The organism is Pseudomonas sp. B21-023 (assembly GCF_024749165.1).
Lineage (GTDB): Bacteria > Pseudomonadota > Gammaproteobacteria > Pseudomonadales > Pseudomonadaceae > Aquipseudomonas.
Window position 1 is genome coordinate 5091545 of record NZ_CP087190.1, and the last position, 17287, is coordinate 5108831.

Annotated in this window: 11 protein-coding genes; 8 read left to right on the plus strand and 3 right to left on the minus strand. The window is 66.4% G+C overall.

Annotated features, from left to right (window positions below; all coding sequences use genetic code 11):
* A complete protein-coding gene (locus LOY42_RS22995) occupies positions 1–1437 on the minus strand; it encodes a cytochrome ubiquinol oxidase subunit I (protein WP_139668502.1) in 1437 nt (478 codons plus the stop codon).
* Between the two features lie 341 nt (positions 1438–1778).
* Between LOY42_RS22995 and LOY42_RS23000 the strand changes: the two genes are divergently transcribed.
* From LOY42_RS23000 to LOY42_RS23020, 5 genes are all read left to right on the plus strand, one after another.
* Positions 1779–2999 (plus strand): MFS transporter, encoded by a 1221-nt coding sequence (locus LOY42_RS23000; RefSeq protein WP_046857215.1) that lies wholly within the window; start codon positions 1779–1781, stop codon positions 2997–2999.
* Between the two features lie 341 nt (positions 3000–3340).
* On the plus strand, positions 3341–4636 hold the full coding sequence (locus LOY42_RS23005) for an NCS2 family permease (RefSeq protein ID WP_258599429.1): 1296 nt from the start codon (positions 3341–3343) through the stop codon (positions 4634–4636).
* Positions 4633–5718, plus strand: a complete 1086-nt coding sequence (gene trmA / locus LOY42_RS23010; protein ID WP_258599431.1) for a tRNA (uridine(54)-C5)-methyltransferase TrmA — start codon at positions 4633–4635, stop codon at positions 5716–5718. The genes LOY42_RS23005 and trmA overlap by 4 nt, the downstream gene beginning before the upstream one ends.
* A 58-nt stretch (positions 5719–5776) precedes the next feature.
* Complete coding sequence (locus LOY42_RS23015; protein ID WP_139668498.1) at positions 5777–6682, plus strand: LysR family transcriptional regulator; 906 nt, start codon at positions 5777–5779, stop codon at positions 6680–6682.
* 103 nt (positions 6683–6785) lie between these two features.
* Positions 6786–7223, plus strand: coding sequence for a cupin domain-containing protein (locus tag LOY42_RS23020; RefSeq protein WP_139668496.1), 438 nt, complete (start codon positions 6786–6788; stop codon positions 7221–7223).
* A 15-nt stretch (positions 7224–7238) separates the two neighbouring features.
* Here LOY42_RS23020 and pbpC read toward each other — a convergent pair whose 3' ends face one another.
* On the minus strand, positions 7239–9587 hold the full coding sequence (gene pbpC / locus LOY42_RS23025) for a peptidoglycan glycosyltransferase PbpC (protein WP_258599434.1): 2349 nt from the start codon (positions 9585–9587) through the stop codon (positions 7239–7241).
* A gap of 68 nt (positions 9588–9655) precedes the next feature.
* Here pbpC and LOY42_RS23030 point away from each other — a divergent pair, with 68 nt between their 5' ends.
* A complete protein-coding gene (locus tag LOY42_RS23030; RefSeq protein ID WP_023631497.1) occupies positions 9656–9949 on the plus strand; it encodes a hypothetical protein in 294 nt (97 codons plus the stop codon).
* Between the two features lie 92 nt (positions 9950–10041).
* Here the strand turns inward: LOY42_RS23030 and LOY42_RS23035 are convergent, their stop codons facing one another.
* Positions 10042–14946 (minus strand): alpha-2-macroglobulin, encoded by a 4905-nt coding sequence (locus LOY42_RS23035; protein WP_258599437.1) that lies wholly within the window; start codon positions 14944–14946, stop codon positions 10042–10044.
* A gap of 264 nt (positions 14947–15210) precedes the next feature.
* Between LOY42_RS23035 and LOY42_RS23040 the strand changes: the two genes are divergently transcribed.
* Both LOY42_RS23040 and LOY42_RS23045 read left to right on the plus strand, forming a co-directional pair.
* Entirely contained in the window at positions 15211–16548 is a 1338-nt protein-coding gene (locus LOY42_RS23040; RefSeq protein WP_139668490.1) for an MATE family efflux transporter, read from the plus strand.
* A gap of 124 nt (positions 16549–16672) precedes the next feature.
* Positions 16673–17278 (plus strand): CDP-alcohol phosphatidyltransferase family protein, encoded by a 606-nt coding sequence (locus LOY42_RS23045; protein ID WP_139668488.1) that lies wholly within the window; start codon positions 16673–16675, stop codon positions 17276–17278.
* Positions 17279–17287 lie beyond the last annotated feature (9 nt).

Sequence of the window (17287 nt, forward strand, 5' to 3'; positions counted from 1 at the left end):
TCAGTTCCCCTTGCTCAGGCGGGTGGAGTCGGCCTCATGGCCTTCATCGGCGGCGGACAGCGGCCGCGCCGGCGTACGTTTCTGGCCAGGGCCACCCGGGGTGTGCTCCTCGCCTTCGCCGGTCTTCGGCCCTTTGCGCACCAGGCGCATCATGTAGCCCAGACCGGTGCCGAACAGCGCGAAGTAGACCACCACGAACATCACCAGGGTGAACCCCAACTGCGCATAGCTATGGTTGGACACCCCATCGGCGGTGCGCATCAACCCGTAGACCACCCACGGCTGGCGGCCGATCTCGGTGGTGAACCAGCCGGCGAGGATCGCAATCAACCCCGACGGCCCCATCCACAGGGTCAGGTAGAGGAACGGCCGCGAGCTGTACAGGGTGCCGCGCTTGCGCAGCCACAGGCTCCACAGGCCGACAAAAATCATCAACATGCCCAAACCGACCATGACTCGGAACGACCAGAACACGATGGTCGAGTTGGGTCGGTCCTCAGGCGGGAACTCCTTCATCGCCGGCACTTGCTTGTCCAGGCTATGGGTCAGGATCAGGCTGCCCAAGGCTGGGATCTCGACCTTAAAGCGCGTGGTTTCGGCCTGCATGTCGGGTATGCCGAACAGGATCAGCGGCGTCGGCTCGCCGGGTTTGTTCTCCCAGTGGCCCTCGATGGCGGCGATCTTCACCGGTTGATGCTTGAGCGTGTTCAAACCATGGAAGTCGCCGATCACGGCCTGGATCGGCGCCACCACCAGGGCCATCCACATGGCCATCGACAGCATCTTGCGCACTGCCGGATTGTCACGCCCGCGCAGCAGGTGCCAGGCGGCCGAGGCGCCGACGAAGAACGCGGTGGCGACGAAGGCCGCGGTGGCCATGTGCATCAGGCGATAGGGGAAGGACGGGTTGAAGATCACCGCGAACCAGTCCACCGGAATCACCTGGCCATTGACGATCTCGTAGCCCTGGGGGGTCTGCATCCAGCTGTTGGAGGCGAGGATCCAGAAGGTCGACACCAGCGTGCCGAGCGCCACCATGCAGGTGGCGAAGAAGTGCAACCCCCGGCCGACACGGTGCCAGCCGAACAGCATGACGCCGAGGAAACCGGCCTCGAGGAAGAATGCCGTGAGCACCTCGTAGGTCAGCAGGGGGCCGGTGATGGAACCGGCAAAATCGGAGAACTGGCTCCAGTTGGTACCGAACTGGTAGGCCATGACCAGGCCCGAGACCACCCCCATGCCGAAGTTCACGGCGAAGATCTTCGACCAGAAGTGATAGAGGTCACGGTAGGTGTTGTCGCCGGTCTTCAGCCAAAGGCCTTCGAGGACCGCCAGGTAGCTCGCCAGGCCAATGGTGATGGCCGGGAACAGGATGTGAAAGGACACGGTAAAGGCAAACTGGATTCGGGCGAGCTCTAGGGCTTCCAATCCGAACATGGTGCTTCCTCTTCAGGTAATCCGGCGACCGGGCTCATGGCCTGTCGCCCACTGCCCCCACGGGTATCGAGTGCGGCGCGTTGGAATTGTTCTGTTCGATCGCGGGGATTCCGGCCCAAGGGCCAAGATCGTTGCATCTGGAACGATTGATCCAGATCAACGACTGAATGGAAGCATAGTCCTGAATGACCCATCCGGATGTGTGGTTGATTGCCGCGTGACCCGTTGCCTCACCCTCTTTTGCGAAGTCGCGATGGTTGATCCACGCGACTTTCAGCAACTATTTGTTACAAACAGATGTTACCCTGCAGGCCCCTCTATCTCGAGGCTGCAGCCCCCCGATGTCCGATTCCGCCCCGCAATTGCTGCGTCATCACCGCCCGTTCCTGGCCTTCTGGCTGGCCCGCGTATTCACCGCCAGCGGCTTCCAGATGCTCACCGTGGCCATTGGCTGGCATCTCTACCAACTGACCGGAAATGTCCTCGACCTGGGCCTGGTCGGACTGGTCGAGTTCGCACCCCGGGTGCTGTTCATGCTGCATACCGGCCATGTCGCCGACCGCTACGACCGACGCAAGGTAGCCGCCCTGTGCCAGACCCTGCAGGCGCTGATCGCCCTGGCGCTGGCCCTGGGCAGCGTCACCGACAACGTCAGCCGCGAGCTGATCTTCATTCTGGCCTTCCTGCTCGGCGCCACCCGTTCGTTCGAGATGCCGGCGACCCAGGCGCTGCTACCCAACGTGGTACCGCCAGGGCTGTTCCCACGGGCCGTGGCGGCGTCGGCGTCGGCCACCCAGTCGGCGACCATCGTCGCCCCGGCGGTCGGCGGCTTTCTCTACGCCTTCGGCAGTACCTGGGTGTACGGCCCGACCGTGGCCCTCTACCTCATCGCCTGCCTGCTGACCCTGAGCCTCGACGCGCGCCAGCAACTGCCCCAGCGCGGTCGGGCCAACCTGGAATCGTTGCTGGCCGGGGTGCGCTTCATCCGCAGCCGCCCGGACATCTTCGGCGCCATCTCCCTGGACCTGTTCGCCGTGCTGCTGGGCGGCGCCACCGCGCTGCTGCCAGTGTTCGCCAAGGACATCCTGCTCACCGGCGCCTGGGGCCTGGGCCTGCTACGCTCGGCGCCGGCTGTGGGCGCGCTGCTGATGTCGCTGTGGCTGGCGCGCTTCCCGGTGGAGCGCAAGGTAGGCCTGATCATGTTCGCCTCGGTCGGCGTGTTCGGGGTGGCGACCATCGCCTTCGGCCTCTCGACCTCGTTCTGGTTCTCCCTGGCGGTGCTGGTGGTGCTCGGCGCGGCGGACATGATCAGCATGGTCATCCGCGGCGCCTTCGTGCAGTTGGAGACGCCAGACGAGATGCGCGGCCGGGTAAGCGCGGTGAACGGGCTGTTCATCGGTGCCTCGAACCAGCTCGGCGAGTTCGAGTCGGGGCTGACCGCGCACTGGTTTGGCACAGTCCCGGCGGTGGTGCTCGGCGGCGTGGGCACGCTGCTGGTGACCGGGGTATGGATGAAGCTGTTCCCGACGTTGACCCATCGCGACCGTATGCATAACGGTTGATCGACCTGCTGGCACCCAGAGATTAGGCAATCTCGCGCGGGGGCAGCATGCTGGTTTGTCCTGCACCGGCCTCTCGCCGGCAAGCCGGCTCCCACACCGACCGTGCCGCCTTCAAGCCAAGCGCCATCCCTGTGGGAGCTGGCTTGCCAGCGATGAGGCCAGTGCAGGAAGACGACACCGTTGCCCGATTGCCTTCCCCAATGGCCATAGGCCCCCGCCATCCTTGCTGGTATGATGCGCGGCTTTTTTCCACCCCGCACAAAACCACGGCACCCGGTACGGTCTGTGCTTTGCTGTTGGGGTCGATACATTCACGGCGCGAGGGCGCCCGGGGAGCAGGCATGCTGGAAAGGCTGTTTCAACTAAAAGCACACAACACCAACGTGCGCACCGAGATTCTCGCGGGCGTCACCACCTTCCTGGCCATGGCCTACATCCTGTTCGTCAACCCGAGCATCCTCGGCGAGACCGGCATGGACAAGGGCGCGATTTTCGTCGCCACCTGCCTGGCTGCGGCCATCGGCTCGGTGACCATGGGCATCATCGCCAACTACCCGATCGCCCTGGCACCGGGCATGGGCCTGAACGCCTTCTTCACCTACACCGTGGTCCTGCACATGGGCCATACCTGGCAAGTGGCGCTGGGGGCGGTGTTTCTCTCCGCGGTGCTGTTCTTCCTGCTGTCGATCTTCCGCATCCGCGAATGGATCGTGAACAGCATCCCGCTGCCGCTGCGCTCGGCCATTGCCGCCGGCATCGGCCTGTTTCTGGCGCTGATCGCCCTGCATAACGCCGGCATCGTCGTCGATAACCCAGCCACTCTGGTAGGCCTGGGCGATCTCAGCAAGCCCGCGCCGATTCTCGCCACCCTGGGCTTCTTCCTGATCGTCGCCCTCGAATCGCTGAAGGTTCGCGGCGCCGTGCTGATCGGTATCCTGGCGGTGACCGTGGCCGCGATCGCGCTGGGCGTCACGCCGTTCGGCGGGGTGGTCTCGATGCCGCCGTCGCTGGCCCCGACCTTCCTGCAACTGGACATCGCCGGCGCCCTGGACGTCGGCCTGATCAGCGTGATTTTCGCCTTCCTGTTCGTCGACCTGTTCGACAACTCCGGCACCCTGATCGGTGTGGCCAAGCGCGCCGGCCTGATGGGCAAGGACGGCCACATGCCGAAGATGGGCCGCGCCCTGATCGCCGACAGCACCGCCGCCATGGCCGGTTCACTGCTGGGCACCTCCACCACCACCAGCTACATCGAATCGGCGGCGGGCGTGAGTGCCGGCGGACGCACGGGCCTGACCGCCATCGTGGTCGCCATCCTGTTCCTGCTGGCGCTGTTCTTCGCCCCGCTGGCCGGCAGCGTGCCGGCCTTCGCCACCGCCCCGGCGCTGCTGTTTGTCGCCGTACTGATGGCTTCGGGCCTGGCCGAGATCAACTGGGACGACGTTACCGAAGCCGCGCCGGTGGTGGTGACCGCCCTGGCCATGCCGCTGACCTACTCGATCGCCAACGGCATCGCCTTCGGCTTCATCGCCTGGACCGCCATCAAGCTGATCTCCGGCCGTCGCCACGACCTGAACCCGGCGCTGGTGATCCTGTCCATCCTGTTCGTCATCAAGCTGGGTTGGTTCCCCGCATGAGTGCTGCCTACGATCCCGCGCAATACGACGCGCAACTGGCGGCCAAGGCCGCCCGCCTGCGCGACCTGCTGGCCCCGTTCGACACGCCGGAGCCGGCCGTGTTCGACTCGCCCCGCGGGCACTACCGCCTGCGCGCCGAGTTCCGCCTGTGGCGCGAAGGCGGCCAGCGCCACTATGCGATGTTCGCCCCGGGCGAGAAGCACAAGGCCATCCTGATCGACGACTTCCCGATCGCCAGCGAGCGCATCAATGCGTTGATGCCGCGCCTGAAAGTCGCCTGGCAGGCCAATGAAGACCTCGACAACCGGCTGTTCCAGGTGGAGTTCCTCACCACCCTGGCCGGTGACGCAATGATCACCCTGTGCTACCACCGCCCGCTGGACGAGGCCTGGGAGGCCGCCGCGCAGCAGTTGGCCGCCGACCTCGGTGTCAGCGTGGTCGGCCGCTCGAAAGGCAAGCGCGTGGTGATCGGCCGCGACTACGCGGTGGAGAAGCTCGACATCGCCGGGCGCACCTTCAGCTATCGCCAACCCGAAGGCGCCTTCACCCAGCCCAACGGCGCGGTGAACCAGAAGATGCTCGGCTGGGCCTTCGAGGCCATGGGCGAACGCCAGGACGACCTGCTCGAGTTGTATTGCGGCAACGGCAACTTCACCTTGCCGCTGGCCACCCGCGCCCGCCAGGTGCTGGCCACCGAGATCAGCAAGACCTCGGTCAACGCCGCCCTGCACAACCTCGACGAGAACGGCGTGGACAACGTGCGCCTGGTGCGCCTGTCGGCCGAAGAGCTGACCCAGGCCCTGAACGAGGTCCGCCCGTTCCGTCGCCTGGAAGGCATCGACCTGAAGAGCTACGACTTCGGCACGGTGTTCGTCGACCCGCCGCGCGCCGGCATGGACCCGGACACCTGCGAGCTGACCCGTCGCTTCGAACGCATCCTGTACATCTCCTGCAACCCGGAAACCCTGGCGCAGAACATCGCCCAGCTGCACGATACCCACCGTATCGAACGCTGCGCGCTGTTCGACCAGTTCCCCTACACCCACCATATGGAAAGCGGGGTGCTGCTGGTTCGGCGCTGACCCGCGACGACGCGGGGCCACCAGGGCCCCGCCGTTCGCTGCAAGGAGTGATGTGCCATTGGACCAGTTGAGCGCCATGCAGACCTTCCGCCGGGTCGTCGACCTCGGCAGCTTCAGCGCCGCCGCCCACCAGGCGGGCGTTTCCCACACCGTGCTGTCGCGCCAGGTGAAGCACCTCGAACGCCATCTCGGCACGCAACTGCTCAACCGTACCACCCGTCGCCTGCAAGTGACCGAAGCCGGCGCGCTGTTCTATCGCCACTGCACGCGGATTCTCGAGCAGATGCAGGCCATGAACCTTGAACTGTCCGAGCATCAACAACAGCCCAGCGGCACGCTGCGCCTGGGTGTGGCCACTGCCTTTGGCGAGCTGGAGCTGGGACACTGGCTGCCGGACTTCGTCGGACGTCACGAGCGATTGCAGGTGGAACTGCATTGCAGCGACCGCTTCATCGACCTGCTGGAAGAAGACATCGATGTCTGCCTGAGGGTCACCGACCACCTGCCCGACTCCAGCCTGGTGGCCCGCAGGCTGGCGGACAGCGAAGTGGTGCTGGTGGCCGCGCCCAATTACCTGGAGCGCCACGGCACGCCGACCACGCCCGACGCCCTGGCTGCCCACCCATTGCTCGGCTACAGCCGCTTGCCGCACCCGCAGCGCCTGCAACTGACCGGCCCCGCCGGCGAGCGCCGGGAACTGCTGATGCCCCAGCGCCTGAGCGCCAATTCGCCGATGGCCCTGCGCGCGGCAGCGATCGGCGGGTTGGGTATTGCCAGCTTCGACCGCTTCATTGCCCACGATGCCTTGCGCGACGGGCGCCTGGTGCCGGTGCTGGCGGACTGGTCGCTGCCCTCGCGCACCTTGTACGCGGTCTACCCGCAGAGCCGCTATGTGGCCCCCAAGGTACGGGCACTGCTCGACTACGTGCAGGGGTACTACGCAGAGCCGAGATTGCGGCATTGATTTGTGCTTATAACGCACAAGACATGGCAAATTTAAGATGTATTTGTGCGCATATTGATTGTTTAACCTTCGTCCATTGTCACTTGGCGAAGGAGCCTCCCCCATGAAAGCACTGCACACCCTGTTCGCCGGCCTTTCCCTGGCCGCGATTGCCATCACCGCCAGCGCCGCTGGCGACACCCTGAGCTCGGTCCCTGACAGCACCTCGCTGAAATGGCAGCAGGTGCCCGGCACCCAAGGCGCTGTCAGCTACGCCAATGTCGAAGGCGACCTCTTCGGCAAGGGGCCGTATTCGGCCTACGTGAAGTTCCGCAAAGGCACCGACAATGGACTGCATACTCACAGCCAGACCCTGCCGACCGTGGTGTTGAGCGGAACCTTCTATGCGGTGATCGATGGCAAGCGGGTGGAGTACCCGGCAGGCGCCTACTACAAGCTGCCCGCCAACCTCGTGCATGAAAGTGGTTGCACCGCGGCTGCGGATTGCCTGCTGTTCCAGTACCAGGCCAATGCCTTCGACCTGAACCCGGTCAAAGGCTGAGCCTGGGCAACGGGCTCACTCGCTGACCTGGAACTGCACCCGCGCCGTTTCACCGCTTTCATCCAAAGCACTCAACTCGATGCTCCCGGCCTGCTCGAACCTTACCGGCAAGCTGTCCTGCCCTTGGGTCTCGCCCATGGGCTGTCCATTGAGGAACCACCAGCGCCGCCCTGCCCCGCCCAATGCCGACACCAGCAACTGCAACGGCTCGTGGCTGGTGGCCGGGCGGCGCAGGTTGTCGCCACTGCGCACACCGACGATCGACAGCGGTGGCGCGCTGCTCACCACCTGCGGTGGACAGGCGGGGTCAACGGCCGGCAGCCGCGCCGCTCGACGTTCGACCCGGGGCAACCACGGCTCGAGCGGGGCCGGCCACAAGGCAATGTCTTGGGCCTTGGCTCCAGGACACGATGCATCGACACGCAGTCCTTGCTCGTTGAGCCACACCGTCTCGCGCAAGCCCAGGCCCAAAGGCTGGTCGGCGGCCTGCAAGGTCGGTGGCGTGGTGGCCTCGAGGGTCCAGGCGAAGCGCTGGCGACGGCAGTTGGGGTCCTGGCGGTTCATCGGCTGGCCCAACGGCCAGCAGATCGCCGCCACACCGACCGACGCCGGCACCGGCTCGACCGGCACTTCGATACCGCGTTGGCTATCGCGGTTGCTCAACAGGTCATGCACCTGCAGCATCAAAGGGGCCGCCGAGGCCAGGCCGAACTGGCCCGGCACCGGGGTGCCGTCGGGGCGGCCGATCCACACACCGATCAGGTAGCGCGGGCCGACGCCCACCGACCAGGCATCGCGAAAGCCGTAGCTGGTGCCGGTTTTCCAGGCCAATTGCGGGCGCTGCACCAGCTCGGCGTGGGGGTCACGGTCCGGCCGGGCCAGACCGCTGAGAATGCGCCGGGTGATCCAGGCCGAACCCGACGACAGCAAGCGGCGCTCCACCAGCGGGTCCTGGGGTTGCAGGCGTACCTGCGCGCTCAGCCCACCACGGGCCAGCGCGGCATAGCCACCGACCAGGTCCTCCAGCCGGCTGCCTGCGCCACCGAGGATCAATGACAGGTTCGGCTCGGCCAGCGGCGGCAGCACCAGCGGCATCCCCCCCATGCGCATCTGCGCGGCGAAACGTTTCGGGCCATAGGCCTCGAGCAGTTGCACCGCCGGCAGGTTCAGCGACAGTGCCAGCGCCGAGCTGGCCGACACCGGGCCGCTGAAGCCCATGGAGAAGTTGCCGGGGCGGTAGTCACCGTAGCGCCGCGGCACATCCTGCAACAGCGATTCGGAGTGGATCAGGCCATCATCCATGGCCATGGCGTAGAGGAACGGCTTAAGGGTCGAACCGGGCGAACGCAGGGCGTGGACCATATCCACGTGACCGAAACGGCGCTCATCGTTCAAGTCGATGGAGCCGAGATACGCGCGCACGGCCATGCTCTGTGTCTCGACCACCAGCAACGCCGCCGAGGTGCGCTCGGGCAGGCGGGCACGCCAGCCCATCAGCAAGTCTTCGAGGCGGCGCTGCAAGGCGGCATCCAGGGTGGTACGGATCAGTGGCGGGCTGTTCGGCGTATTCAGGCGCCGGGCCAGCAGCGGCGCCAGCGCCGGCTCCTGGCGTGGCGCCAGCAACAGCGGCTCTTCACGCGCCTCATCGATGCGCTGGGCTGGCCATACCTGGTACTCGGCCAGGCGCTGCAGCACCTTGTCCCGGGCGCGTTGGGCGCGTTCAGGGTGGCGGTCCGGACGCAGCCGGCTCGGCGCCTGGGGCAGCACGGCGAGCAACGCGGCTTCGGCCGGAGTCAGGTGTTTCGGCGACTTGCCCAGGTACGCCCAACTGGCCGCTGCCACGCCCTGCAAGGTGCCGCCGAACGGTGCCCGGTTGAGGTACAGCTGCAAGATCTCGTCCTTGGACAGGTGCCACTCCAGCTGCGCCGTGCGCCACAGCTGGCGCAGCTTGCCGGGCAAGGTGCGGTCGTGCGGGTCGAGCAGGCGCGCCACCTGCATCGACAAGGTGCTGCCGCCGGACACCACCCGCCCGCCACGCAGGTTGAGCCAGGCAGCCCGGGCCAGGGCCATGGGGTTGACGCCGGGGTGATGATAGAACCAGCGGTCCTCGTAGGCGAGCAGGGCTTCAAGGTACAGCGGCGAGACTTCCTGCGGGCTGACCGGATAGCGCCACACGCCGTCGGCGTCGGCGAAGCGCCACAGCGGTGTGCCGTCCTCGGCCAACACCACCCGCGCCAGGTCGTCGCCTGGCATGGGCAATGGCCAGATACGGTCGGCCAACCACAGCAGGGCCATGCCCAGCAGCACGCTGACGGTAACACGCCGCAGCAGCCTGGTCAGGCGCGGGCGCGCTAAGCTTGGCATCGGGAACCGACCGGGCCAGGTGATGGCCAAAGGCTGGGAATCGCCGATTCGTTGATCAGGAAGCGACTATGCATGTAGAAGGTTTTTTCGAATGGCTGGGCCAGGCACTGGGTTCGGTGATCCGGTTCATCGTCGACGGCTTGAGCGGGTTGTTCAACCTGCTGGCCAACGCCGGTGGCAATTTCATCGATGGCCTGGCGCGCACGCTGGGAATGGACACCTCGCTGGTGAGCATCCTGGCGCTTATCGTCGGCCTGATGTTGCTGTACTCGGCGGTCCGCGCATTCATGCGCGCATCGATCATCCTAGGGATCATCTGGGCGTTGCTGGGGCTGTGGGTGTTGAGCTGGGTGGTGCATTGAAAGCAGCTGCAAGCTTGGAGCTACAAGCGACAAATTGAAAGCAGCCTGCGTCGACTGCTTTCTCTTGTAGCTTGCAGCTCACAGCTTGAGGGTCAGCGAGCTCTTACAATCATCTCGCCCTGGCTATCACCTACCGCCTGCAAGTTGGGCCGGTACATCGACTCCACCTGCGGTGGCGGAATGCGGTAGCTGCCCGGCGTCACCGCACGGGCCAGGTACAGCAGGTGGGTGGTGCCGTAGCTGTCGAGCTTGAGCGCGGCCACATAGCGGTCGTCGCGGTACTCCTGGTGCACCACGCTGGCGTTCTGCATCGACTCGCGCCATTGCTTCACCGCGCTGCTGGCGTTGTCCAGGCTGGCGGCGCTCTGCGCCAGGTTCTGGTTCTCCAGCTCCAGGCCTGCCGGCAACAAATCGACCACCAGGGCGTCGGGCACCTGGTCCTGCGCCTTGAGCGCCAGGTGCACCAGCACCAGGTCACCGCTGCGCAGGTTGCGCACATCCAGCGTCTGGCCATTCATGCCCAGGTATTCGCGACGGATTTCCAGGCCATTGCCGCTGGCGGCCGGCGCCTGGCGCGGGTAGCCGGACAGGGTCAGCTGCTGGTACAGGGTCTCGCCACCCTGGTTCTGCACGGTCAATGGCGAGGCCAGCAGCGGGCCCTCGAGCTTCATCCCCGAGTCATTGTTGTCGAACTCGCGGACCTCACCGGCGCTGTCCAGGCGGGCCTTCCAGTTGCCTTCCGGCTTGCCCAGCAGGCCACGCCCGGCGAGGAACAGCGCGTTGCGCTCCTGGGTGGAGAGCCAACGGTTGGCGGCCAGCTCGTCGGACAGGCCGAACAGGCGCTGATCGACCTGATTGGCGGCCAGGTTGTTCTCCTGCAGCAGGGCCAGGATCAACGCCTGGTCACGCAGGGCGCTGCCGTAGTCGGCCAGCCAGCCTTTGCCGCGGGTGACCGCCAGGCCCGCCTGCAGCGCCTGCTGCGAACGCTGCTTGTCGCCCATCTTGTCCAGCGCCACCGCCAGTTGCACCAATGGCAAACCGGAGCGGGCGTCAGCGCGGCGCTCGAACAGGCTGCGCAAGGCGCCCAGCGGCGCTTGCTGGCTGCGCGCCAGCACCAGGCCAGCGTAGGCCTGCACGGCGAAGCGGGTGTGGTCGGCGTTCTGGCTGTAGTCGACTTCGATCAGGTTGCGCTCCTGCACATAGCGCAGCAGGCGCTCGCTGGCTTTCTTCAGCGCCTCGGCCGGTACGCCGTAGCCTTGCTCGCGGGCGCGCAGCAGGAAGTCGGTGACGTAGGCGGTCAGCCAGTACTCCTCCTCGCTGTCCGAGCTCCACAGGCCGAAGCTGCCGTTGTAGCGCTGCATGCCCAGCAGGTGCTCGATGCCCATCTCGATCTTGCGCTTGCGCACATCAGCCGGCTCACCCTTGATGCCCAGGCGCTTGAGGCTGTCGGCATCGGCATACAGCGACGGGTACAGGCCACTGGTGGTCTGCTCCAGGCAGCCATACGGGTAGGCTTCCAGGGCGCGGATCTGCTCGGCAAGGTTCAGCGGTGGGCGGCTCGACAGCGCCAGGCTGGCCTCCAGGCCCGCAGGCTCGAACTCGGCCAGGTCGCTGTCGGGCAGGCTCCAGGGCTGGTCCTTGAGGGCTACGCGGTAGTGCTTGAGCATCGCCGGGTAGGCCGGGCGGATACCCAGGGTCCACTCACGCTCGAAGGTATTGGCCGGCTCACCCGGCAGCTGCAGGCCGTTGACCTGCACGCGGACTTTGCCCTGGCCCAGGCCGCCCCGGGCCTGCACCGGGATCATCAGGGTGGTGCGCTGGCCTTCGGCGAGGGTGAAGTTCTGCTGCGCGCCACCGACCAGGCTCAGTTGGCCTTCGCTGGACACCTGCACGCTCAGTTGCTGGTCACGGCCGGAGAGGTTGGCCAGATCCAGCGCCAGGCGGGTCTGGTCGCCACCAGCGAGGAAGCGCGGCGCGGACAGCTCGGCGATCAGCGGCGCGGCGACCACGGTCTTGCCTTCAGCCATGCCGAAGTGTTCCTCGGTCCAGGCCTGGGCCATCAGGCGCAGCTCACCGTTGAAATCGGGAATATCGACGCTGGCCTGGCCCTCGCCTTTTTCATCGAGGGTGACCGGCAGGCTCTGCTGGGCAACGATGGTCACCGTGGTGTTCGGGCGCTTGCCGCCCTTGGCCATGGCGGCGTCACCGCCGAAGGCCAGGCTGGCCAGACGGCCCTGGCCGGCTTCGATCAACTGGCCATAAATGTCCAGCTGGTCGGCGCCGTAGGCCTTGCGGCCGAACAGGCTGGCGAACGGATCGGGGGTCTTGAAGTCGGTGATGTTGAGGATGCCCACGTCCACCGCCGACAACAATACATGCACCTGCTTGGGCACGCTGCCATCGGCGTTGACCGCCTTGACCTTGACGGTCAGCGGTTGCTTGGGCCGCATTTTCTCCGGTGCCTGCAGCGATACGGCCAGCTTGCGCTCGGCGCGGTCCAGCGGCAGGTGCAGCACGCCCACGGCGCGTTTCGGCGTGGCATTGGCCTTGCGCTCACCCGGGCGGATCACCAGGGCGCTGATGTACAGGTCGTGGCGCGCCCACTTCTTGTCCAGTTCGACCTCGAAGGTCTTGCCCTCGGCCGGCACCTCGATTTCCTGCCACCACAGCGGGCCGTCGGCGGACTCGATCATCAGGTAGCCGCTGCCGGCGGCCGGCGGGGTGACGGTGACCTTGGCGGTGCCGCCTTCCTTGTAGGCAGGCTTGTCCAGGGCGATCTTCACCTGGTCGGGACGCACGGCACCGCCCTCGGCGTTGTCCTGGGCGCGGTAGCCGGCCCAGAAGCGGGCGCTGGAGACCAGGCCGGTCTGCGGGTCTTCCACCTCGACGCGGTACGGGCCCCACTCCACCTGGAAGTTCAGCTTGGCGGTGGAGCCTGCCTTCACGCTGACGGTTTCTTCAGCCTGGGTAAGGAATTTCTCGTTGTAGTTGTAGCTCCAGCCATCGCTCTGCGAGTAGCTCCAGTAGTAGTCGCGGCGCTCGCGGATCAGTCGTACCTTCAGGTTGTCGGCGGCCAGCTTCTTGCCGTTGCGGTCAGCCACCAGGAACTCGAATTCTACCGGGCCATCGCCGTCGGTTTCTTCGCCGTCGAACAGGCCGCGCAGGCCCGGCAGGCGCTCGGCAGGCCAGATCGGCTGCTCCAGGCGCCGGGTGATCGGCCGACCACCGGACTCCTGCAGGCTGGCCTGCACGGTCAGTTGCAGCGGTGAGCGGGCTTCAGCCCAGCGGCTTTCGATGTCGATGCGGGCCTTGCCGTTCTGGTCGAGGGTGACTTCGTCCAGTTCCAGGTCCTGGTTCAGGTCGGTCTCGGTGACCGCGCCGAACTGGTAGCCCGGCAGCGCCTTCACCGCTTCACGCAGCGGGCGCACGTACGCCTGGCCACTGAGGCGGTTGCCGGCGGCAGGCGCACCATAAAGGTAACGGCCATTGACCTGGATCGTGGCGTTTTGGTCCGGCGCCAGCGGCGCGGCACTGCCTTTGAGCTCCAGCGCCAGGCGCTCGGGGAGGAAGTCCTCAACAAGGAATTCGTAGACCTGCTTGCGTCCACCGCCCATGTCGAGCAGCAACTGCCAGCGGCCGGTCGGCGCTTCGCTGGCCAGTTGCAGCTGGTACTGGAACAGACCGTTCTGGTCGGCCTCCCAGACGAACTTGCGGCTGACCTGCTCATCGGGGCGGCGTACTTCCACGTTCACCGGCTGGGCCTTGACCGGCTTGCCGTCCTGGTCGCGCAGCAGGCCGTTGAGCAGCACGGTCTCGCCTGGTCGGTACAGGTCGCGCGGGCCAAAGATGAAGAACTGCAGCGGGTTGGCCTGGGGGCCGGCGATGTCGAACTCGGCCAAGTCCAGCGCCGCGGTGTTAAGGCGCAGCAGGGTGGTGTGCATCCCTTGGGTGGCGATCAGCGTATCGGCCTTGGCGGTGATCGGCAGCTGGGCATGGCCGTCGCCGTCGGTCTTGGCCTGGGCCAGCAGCTTGCCCTTGTCGTCGTGCAGCTCGAGGGTGACGTCCTTGAGCGCCTTGCCGCCCTCCAGGGCCTGGGTGAACACGTCCAGGCGGTCGCGATAGCGGTGCGCCGAGACACCGATGTCACTAAGAGTGAACAGAGTCGCTGGCTGCGAGTAGTCATAGGTGCCCGAGGCACGCATGACTGCCAGGTACACGCCAGGCTCCTGCAGCGGCTTGATCCCGGCGATCGGCAAAAGCACGGTTTCGCGGGTATTGCGCGCCGGGTTGAGGTCGAAACGGCCGCTGTAGACCAGCTCGGCCATCTCCAGGGTTTCCTTGGACTGGTAGTAGTAAAGGCTGCTGTTGCGCCCCCAGTTGACCAGGAAGCTCGAGAGCATGTCCGGCTTGATGCGGAAGAACTCGACATCGACCTTGTCGACGTTCAGGGCAATCACCGGCAGGCCTTCGGCCAGGCGCGTGGGCAGCAGCGAACCGCGGCTGGCGAAGCCCACCGTGGCCTGCATGTCGCGGGTCTCGAAGCGGCTGACCGATTCGGCCTGCAACTGATTGCCATTGACCGAGAGCAAGCCCTTGTCGATGGTCAGGACCATCTTGCGCTGCGGCTCCAGGTGGCGCAGGCGCAGTTCCATCTGGTTGTCCGAGAGTTCCCAGGCGCCGTCGACCTTGCCCTTGACGGTATCGACCAGGTGCAACTTGCCGGCAAAGTCCTGGTTGGCGTCCAGTGGCGCGGAGACGCTGACCGACAGGGTACTGGCGCCGTCGAGCTGCACTTCCGAGACGTCCAGCACGGTCAGCTCGCGGCCGGCGTAGCGCTTGGCGAGCACCGCCGGATCTTCGCGCTTGGCCGTCCTGGTTTCGACGGGCGCGACGGCAGTGGCGGCATCGGCAGGCGCCGAAGGCTTGTCCGGGGTGGAGGAATCACAGGCACTGAGCAGGGCCAGCGCGCAGGCCAGCAACAATCCTTTGTTGAGCATTTGAGAGAGAACTCTTCGGCAGCGTGTACATGAGGGGGGCAACTATAGCGCAACGGCTCGAAGCTTACCTGGCGATGCGCGGCAAGTGAGACCGTGTTCGCGCCAACAGGTTGCCAGGCCGGTACAATGAGCGCATTTGATCTTGCAAGGGGCCGCTTCGCGCCCCATCGCCGGCAAGCCGGCTCCCACAGGGACCGAGGCCGCCTTGTGGGAACCGGCTTCCCGGCGATGGGGCGCGAAGCGGCCCTGATATGAAGGATGTGCATGTCTTCACTGTCCACCGCCTGGCGCAACCGCCCCACCCACCAAAAGGTCTGGGCCCTGGCCGCGCCGATGATCCTGTCCAACATCTCGGTGCCGCTGGTGGCGCTGGTTGACAGCACGGTGATCGGCCATCTGCCCCATGCCCATCAGTTGGGCGCGGTGGCCGTCGGTGCCACGCTATTCACCTTCATGGTCGGCCTGCTGGGCTTCCTGCGCATGGGCTCCACCGGCTTCGCCGCCCAGGCCGCCGGCCGCGCCGATGGCGCCGCGCTGCGCCAGGTGCTGGTGCAGGGGTTGCTGCTGGCGCTGGCTTTCGCCGTGCTGATCGGCCTGCTGGCCCTGCCCTTCAGCCAACTGGCGCTGCAGGCGATGCAGCCCAGCGAGGCGCTGCATGCCTCGACCGAAGCCTTCTTCCACACCCGCCTGCTCGGCCTGCCGGCAGCACTGGCCAGCTATGCCCTGGTCGGCTGGTTCCTCGGCACCCAGAACGCCCGGGCGCCGCTGGCGATCCTGCTGACCACCAACCTGCTCAACATCGCCTTGAACCTGTGGTTCGTGCTTGGCCTTGACTGGGGGGTGGTCGGCTCGGCGCGGGCCTCGGTGATCGCCGAATGGAGCGCTGCCCTGCTCGGCCTGGCCCTCACCCGCCCGGCCTTGCGCGCCTACCCCGGGCAGGTCGTCTGGGCCGCGTTGAAACGCTGGCAGAGCTGGCGGCCGCTGCTGGCGGTCAACCGCGACATCTTCCTGCGCAGCCTGGCGCTGCAACTGGTGTTCCTGCTGCTCACCGTGCAGGGTGCGCGCCTGGGCGAGGCGACGGTGGCGGCCAATGCCCTGCTGCTCAATGGCCTGATGCTCACCGCCTATGCCCTCGATGGCCTGGCCCATGCGGTCGAGGCCCTGTGCGGCCATGCCATCGGCGCCCGTGACCGCAGTGCCCTGAAGCAGGCACTGGTGGTGGCCTGCGGCTGGTCACTGATCGTCAGTCTGGTGTTCGCCGTGCTGTTTTTGCTGGGCGGGCACCTGTTCATCGACCTGCAAACCGACATCGCCAGCGTGCGCGACGCGGCATATCCCTACCTGCCTTACCTGGCGGTGCTGCCATTGGTAGCTGTGTGGAGCTACCTGCTCGACGGCCTGTTCATCGGCGCGACGCGAGCCCGCGAGATGCGCAATGCGATGCTGCTGTCGGTGGCAGTTGCGCTGCCCCTGGCGCTTGCCATGCGCGGGTTCGGCAACCATGGGCTGTGGTGGGCGTTCCTCGGCTTCATGGTGCTGCGGGCGGTAACGCTGGGGTGGCTGGGGTGGCGTTTGCAGCAGCGCGACCGCTGGATTCCCTGAGAACGGCGCCGCTTTGCAGCGCTGCGTCACGAAACCAGGAGAAAGCCCTCACCTGCCCCCTTGCCTGCGCCCGGCCTGATTCCCCACAATCGCGGCCATGCCGCACCATGACAGGGAATTCGCCGTGCCATCCATCTACCAGCTCAAACCCCGCTTCCAGGCGCTGCTGCGCCCTTCGGTGCAACGCCTGTACGACCGTGGCGTCACCGCCAACCAGGTGACCGTCGCCGCGGCGGCGGTCTCCATCCTCCTTGGCCTGCTGCTCGCCTGGCAGCACCAGGTCACCTGGCTGTTCATCCTGATACCGCTGTGGATGCTGCTACGCATGGCGCTGAACGCGGTCGACGGCATGCTCGCCCGCGAGTTCGGCCAGCAGTCCAGGCTCGGCGCCTACCTCAATGAACTGTGCGACGTGATCGCCGACACCGCGCTGTACCTGCCGTTTGCCCTGTTGCCGGGCGTTTCGCCGACACTGGTGGTGCTGGTGGTGGTGTTCGCCGTGATCAGCGAATACGCCGGGGTAATGGGCCCGCTGGCCGGCGCGTCACGCCGCTACGACGGGCCGATGGGCAAGAGCGACCGGGCCTTCGCCTTCGGCGTGCTGGGCACCGGCGTGGCGTTCGGACTGTTGGCCGCGAGCTGGATCAATGGCCTGCTGCTGGTGATCCTGCTGCTCTCGCTCTATACCCTGTACAACCGGGTTCGCCACGGCCTGGCCGAAACCCGCTGAGCCCCTCGC

Excerpts from the sequence above, each read along its gene's own strand:
- LOY42_RS22995 (WP_139668502.1), bottom strand. The coding sequence starts at position 1,437 with ATGTTCGGATTGGAAGCCCTAGAGCTCGCCCGAATCCAGTTTGCCTTT.
- LOY42_RS23000 (WP_046857215.1), top strand. The coding sequence starts at position 1,779 with ATGTCCGATTCCGCCCCGCAATTGCTGCGTCATCACCGCCCGTTCCTG.
- LOY42_RS23005 (WP_258599429.1), top strand. The coding sequence starts at position 3,341 with ATGCTGGAAAGGCTGTTTCAACTAAAAGCACACAACACCAACGTGCGC.
- trmA (WP_258599431.1), top strand. The coding sequence starts at position 4,633 with ATGAGTGCTGCCTACGATCCCGCGCAATACGACGCGCAACTGGCGGCC.
- LOY42_RS23020 (WP_139668496.1), top strand. The coding sequence starts at position 6,786 with ATGAAAGCACTGCACACCCTGTTCGCCGGCCTTTCCCTGGCCGCGATT.
- pbpC (WP_258599434.1), bottom strand. The coding sequence starts at position 9,587 with ATGCCAAGCTTAGCGCGCCCGCGCCTGACCAGGCTGCTGCGGCGTGTT.
- LOY42_RS23030 (WP_023631497.1), top strand. The coding sequence starts at position 9,656 with ATGCATGTAGAAGGTTTTTTCGAATGGCTGGGCCAGGCACTGGGTTCG.
- LOY42_RS23035 (WP_258599437.1), bottom strand. The coding sequence starts at position 14,946 with ATGCTCAACAAAGGATTGTTGCTGGCCTGCGCGCTGGCCCTGCTCAGT.
- LOY42_RS23040 (WP_139668490.1), top strand. The coding sequence starts at position 15,211 with ATGTCTTCACTGTCCACCGCCTGGCGCAACCGCCCCACCCACCAAAAG.